The 4,781-nt window shown below is 42.7% G+C and carries 5 protein-coding genes; all 5 read right to left on the bottom strand.

Annotation, left to right across the window (positions count from 1 at the left end; genetic code table 11):
- Positions 1–185: 185 nt before the first annotated feature.
- Positions 186–668 (bottom strand): Hcp family type VI secretion system effector, encoded by a 483-nt coding sequence (locus tag KEM39_RS10745; RefSeq protein WP_025457420.1) that lies wholly within the window; start codon positions 666–668, stop codon positions 186–188.
- A gap of 87 nt (positions 669–755) precedes the next feature.
- Positions 756–2,255 carry a type VI secretion system contractile sheath large subunit gene (gene tssC, locus KEM39_RS10750; RefSeq protein WP_118778765.1) on the bottom strand — a complete coding sequence of 500 codons (1,500 nt, stop codon included), beginning with the start codon at positions 2,253–2,255 and terminating at the stop codon, positions 756–758.
- Positions 2,256–2,288: 33 nt separating this feature from the next.
- Positions 2,289–2,807, bottom strand: coding sequence for a type VI secretion system contractile sheath small subunit (tssB, locus tag KEM39_RS10755; protein ID WP_025457418.1), 519 nt, complete (start codon positions 2,805–2,807; stop codon positions 2,289–2,291).
- Between the two features lie 67 nt (positions 2,808–2,874).
- A complete protein-coding gene (gene tssA, locus KEM39_RS10760) occupies positions 2,875–3,942 on the bottom strand; it encodes a type VI secretion system protein TssA (protein WP_118778766.1) in 1,068 nt (355 codons plus the stop codon).
- A 4-nt stretch (positions 3,943–3,946) separates the two neighbouring features.
- Positions 3,947–4,498 (bottom strand): type VI secretion system-associated protein TagF, encoded by a 552-nt coding sequence (gene tagF / locus KEM39_RS10765; RefSeq protein ID WP_211710011.1) that lies wholly within the window; start codon positions 4,496–4,498, stop codon positions 3,947–3,949.
- Positions 4,499–4,781: the final 283 nt, after the last annotated feature.

Raw genomic sequence — 4,781 nt, forward strand, 5'->3', positions numbered from 1 at the left:
GTGCCTTATATCTCCGCCCTGAAGGACGGAGTTTTACGGCATAGGGCTGATAAAGTGTGTAATAGTCGAAACCCGATTAACTTTTCAGGAAGACAGAGGTCATCTGAAAAGTAAATTTATTGTAAATAAAGCCTGACTTAAAACGGCTTTTAAGCCAGGCTTCTGCAGTTAAATGCGCATAGTGGTTATGCGGATTTGTTTTCTTTGATGTTGAAGGCCATTTGAACTTCAGCACCTTTAGAACCTTTATCGGTTTGTTCCCAATATTGGTTTTTCACTTTGGCAGCTTGGAATGAGTAACGCATTTTCAGCGCATCGTTGTCTTGTACGCCGATGAATTTCACGCCGGTTACCAAGACATCTTCCAAAGTAGTGCGTGAATATTCAATCTGCTCGCCACCGGCTTTGCATACGGAAATTTCTACTTTACTCAAGTGTTGGCCGGTAGCACAGTTTTTCAGAATGGTCGGAGCGGCTTTGTCAATAGCGGCAACTACGGTCAAGTCATTGAACTTGACTTTACCGGCACCACCGCCACCACCGCTGGTCATCGAACCGGGTTGCTCGGCACCCCAGTCGAAACTTTCGATGTTGGTCCAGTTTTTGTGGTTGGAATCTTTTGATTCGCCGTTAACACCTTCAACTTTCATGAACATATCGATAGCCATGTTTTTACTCTCCTTGTTAAAAGGTTGAAAAATTAAGGGATTCTACAACAGGGCATGAACATGCCCACCTAAATGAACCAAACCCGACTATTCCTGTTTAGCCGAAGGCAGTTTGGAAACCAAGCGCAATGAAACAGTAAGGCCTTCGAGTTGGTAGTGCGGACGTAGGAAGAATTTGGAAGTGTAATATCCAGGATTGTCTTCAACTTCTTCCACAACCACTTCAGCAGCGGCCAACGGTTTACGGGCTTTTGTTTCTTGAGTGGAGTTAATTGGGTCTCCATCTACATAATTCATAATCCATTCGTTTAACCAACGTTCCATGTCTTCACGCTCGCGGAATGAACCGACCTTGTCGCGTACGATACATTTCAGATAGTGGGCGAAACGGCAGCACGCAAACAGGTAAGGCAGACGCGCAGACAAGCGGGCGTTAGCCGTGGCATCTGGATCATAATATTCAGACGGTTTATGCAGCGATTGAGCACCAATAAACGCAGCCAAGTCGGTATTTTTACGGTGAATCAACGGCATGAATCCCAATGCTGCCAATTCGGCCTCGCGGCGGTCGCTGATGGCGATTTCGGTTGGACATTTCATATCCACGCCGCCGTCATCCGTCGGGAATGTGTGGCAGGGAAGGTTTTCAACGATACCGCCGGATTCCACGCCGCGGATTGAGGTACACCAACCATAATATTTGAATGAACGGTTAATATTTACCGCCATTGCATAAGCCGCATTGGCCCATGTGTATTTGTTGTGATCCGCGCCTTCAGTTTCTTCTTCGAAGTCAAACTCATCGACAGGATTTGTCGTGGCACCGTAAGGCAGACGGGATAAGAAACGTGGCAGGGCCAAACCGATATAACGCGAATCTTCGGAATCACGCAGGCTGCGCCATGGGGCATACTCGGCATTTTGGAAAATTTTGCTTAAATCACGAGGATTGGCCAATTCCTGCCAAGACTCCATCTGCATTAATTTGGGAGATGCGCCGGCAATAAATGGGCAGTGTGCGGCGGCAGCAATTTTTTCAAGACTATTGAGCATTTCTACATCGGGTGCAGAGTGGTCAAAATAGTAGTCGCCAATCAAACAGCCAAAAGGTTCGCCACCAAATTGACCATATTCTTCTTCATAAATGCGTTTGAATAGGGGGCTTTGGTCCCAAGCAGTGCCTTTGAAGCGTTTTAAGTTGCGGGCAACTTCTTTTTTGGAGATTGGCAATACCTTGATTTTCAACAAAGTATCAGTTTCGGTATTTGTAACCAAATGATGCAGACCGCGCCATTCGCCTTCCAGTTTTTGGAAATCTTCATGATGTAGAATCAGATTGATCTGTTCGGAGAGTTTTCTGTCGAGCTCGGCAATAATTGCTTCGATAGTTTGATAAGTGTCGTCTGAAATAGTAATGGCATTTTGCAAGGCCTGTTGGGCAAGAGTTGCCACAGCATTGTTTACGGCACTTTTAGCTTCTTCGGTTTTAGGTTTGAATTCTTTTTGCAGTAGCTTTTCAAATTCATTCGCGGCGAATACGCTTTTTGCGCCGCTATCCCCTTGGATATCTAATTGCTTTTCAGTCATGATTCACGCTCACTTTATTGATTTCATCTGAAATTACTGCTCGTCTTTGGAAGCCGCTTTAGGCGCAGCTGCAAGGCTTTTCAGCAGCTCGCTGTCTCCCAAGACTTTTCCGATTAATTCTTCAGCACCACTCTTACCATCCATATATGAAAGCAGGTTGGCAAGCTCTGTGCGCGCTTGTAGGAGTTCCTTTAAAGGACCTACCTTTTTGGCGATTGCTGCCGGAGAGAAATCATCCATGCTTTCCAATTCAAGCTCTACATTCAGATTGCCTTCACCGGTAAGCGTATTTTTTACATTAAATGCCACACGAGGTTTGAGGGCTTTCATACGTTCATCGAAATTATCTACGTCAATTTCCAAAAATTTGCGTTCGGCCAATTCGGGCAGTGGCTCCACAGGTTTGCCGACCAAATCTGCCATCACACCCATAACGAATGGAAGCTCAATTTTTTTCTCAGAGCCGTAAAGTTCTACATCGTACTCAATCTGTACGCGAGGGGCCCGGTTGCGGGCAATAAATTTTTGTCCGGATGATTTGTTTCGTGACATATTCAATGACCTTTAAATGATAAAAGTTGTTTATTTAAACGAACTTCACTATTGCGGGTAGACTACCTTATTCGTTGGAGGTTCCAGTTTCTTCGTCAGGCTTACCGATCAAAACTTCCAGATTGGCAATGCTTTCAGGACTAATATCTTTCATGATGTCGTAGAAGTTCATATTCATTTGTCGCTGTACCCTACGGATAAATAGTGGGGCAGGGTGGCTGGGTTCCAGCGTTTCAAAGTAAATGCAGATTTTTTCCAAAGCCAAATCGACATCAGCCCGATTTTTGATATTCAGACGACGCCATGCATCCGCTTCTTGAAGGGTCGATTGCTCTTGAGCAACGGTCGAAACGGGCGTTTCAGCGGGTTGTTCCGTTTGTTCAGCATGTTGCAGCTGCGGGGTACTTCCATCATTGTAATTGATGGCTTTGTGGATCAGGGTAAGCGGTTTTTGAATCACTTCAAAATTGAGTGAGTGTTCGTCTTGCAGCTGGGTCGAGAAAGTGTTTTGAATATCTTTCAGATGGTCTAATGCCTGGATTAAGGCAATCAATTCCGGTTTGCCGGTATCGGCACTTACCCTGATATCGAGCATCAAACGTTCTTTGCCGCCCGGATAACTTTGAGGGTCATTGCCTTGCAAGACAGAAACTGCTTCTTTAACGGTAATAGGCTGTTGGGTCAGTCCGTTTACTAATAATTTAGCTGAAAATACTTCTTTGGCGATGCCATCAAGTGTCGTGAACGCACTTAATGCATTGATTCGATAAAACGGGTCGGATTCGCCGTCCTCATCTTCGAGTTTGGGATATAGGGATTTCCAATATAAATCCACATTGGTTTTGATGGCTTCGCAGCCGGCGCAAAAGCCAACCAGCCCGTGTTTTGCGGTAAGAGCCTGTGTGTAATAGGCTAAAACATGGAGGTCTTTTGATTCAGCCAGCAGTTGATTGCATAGCTTCTCTACTGTAGCCCAATCAGGTTCTTCCGCAGGGATGATGGTGTCACCATATTGACGTTCCGGTTTTCCTTCGGCAGCGCTTTGAAGCTCTAAAAAGCGGCTATCGTATTCAATATTTACTCCTTCAGGGATGTCTGCGGAAATTGGTTCAGCCCATAGGGGAAATGTACTCATCTACTTATAATCCAAATATTTTATTGAACAGAGAACATGTCGGCTCCCCGTCTCTTTCTATATGGTTACCACTTTCACATTCTATCCAAAAGCTGCCGATATTATCTGATTTAGATAAAAAATTGAGGAAAGACTCGGATAATGGATGGTCAGGTTTATGAAGCGTACCTAAGCAATTTGTTATAAAACATTTACCGTTGATTAATGTTTGGTTAAAAAAATCTACATTTTTGTAAAAAAAATTAAAAGAGTTTAACTGTTCGGAAAGGGTGTAAAGCTTTTGAAATAATACAAAAGGATATTGTCGACCAGTTTGATCTGAGCTAAGGGCGGTTATACCAATATAGGTAATGCTATCAGGCAGTTTAATACCAAACAGCCAAATGCGGGATGCAAAAAGCACCTTTCGGGTAAATGGAATTAACTTATCTTGGTTGGCGCAACGACTAAACCATCCATCCCAAAAATTTTTATCGTTAGCTTGGAGATTTTCAGAAACAATAAAATCACGAGATTGATTTAGCTTTCCGAAAAAGTAGGTTTCTATTTGCTGCATAAATAACAACCACTTAAAATAAAATTAACAAAAATAAAGTTACTTAAGTTATTGATTATAATCTTATCTCAGACATATCCAATATGCCTACTTTGCGAATACTTTACCATACATTTGATTTATGCATTGATATTTTTTACATATCAAAAAATAGGTGAAGGAAGTAAGCATTTTATGATATTATTGTATTTACAAAACGTTATTTTTATTCTTAACGTTTTAAGACATACTGTGTTTACAGTTTCTTATTTGTTATAATTTTGTTGCAATGTCATTCTAAAAA

It is taken from the genome of Neisseria sp. Marseille-Q1983, assembly GCF_018224585.1.
In the GTDB taxonomy this organism is placed as follows: domain Bacteria; phylum Pseudomonadota; class Gammaproteobacteria; order Burkholderiales; family Neisseriaceae; genus Neisseria; species Neisseria polysaccharea.

Bases quoted from the DNA above. Each gene is read 5' to 3' on its own strand.
- KEM39_RS10745 (WP_025457420.1), bottom strand. From the start codon at position 668: ATGGCTATCGATATGTTCATGAAAGTTGAAGGTGTTAACGGCGAATCA.
- tssC (WP_118778765.1), bottom strand. From the start codon at position 2,255: ATGACTGAAAAGCAATTAGATATCCAAGGGGATAGCGGCGCAAAAAGC.
- tssB (WP_025457418.1), bottom strand. From the start codon at position 2,807: ATGTCACGAAACAAATCATCCGGACAAAAATTTATTGCCCGCAACCGG.
- tssA (WP_118778766.1), bottom strand. From the start codon at position 3,942: ATGAGTACATTTCCCCTATGGGCTGAACCAATTTCCGCAGACATCCCT.
- tagF (WP_211710011.1), bottom strand. From the start codon at position 4,498: ATGCAGCAAATAGAAACCTACTTTTTCGGAAAGCTAAATCAATCTCGT.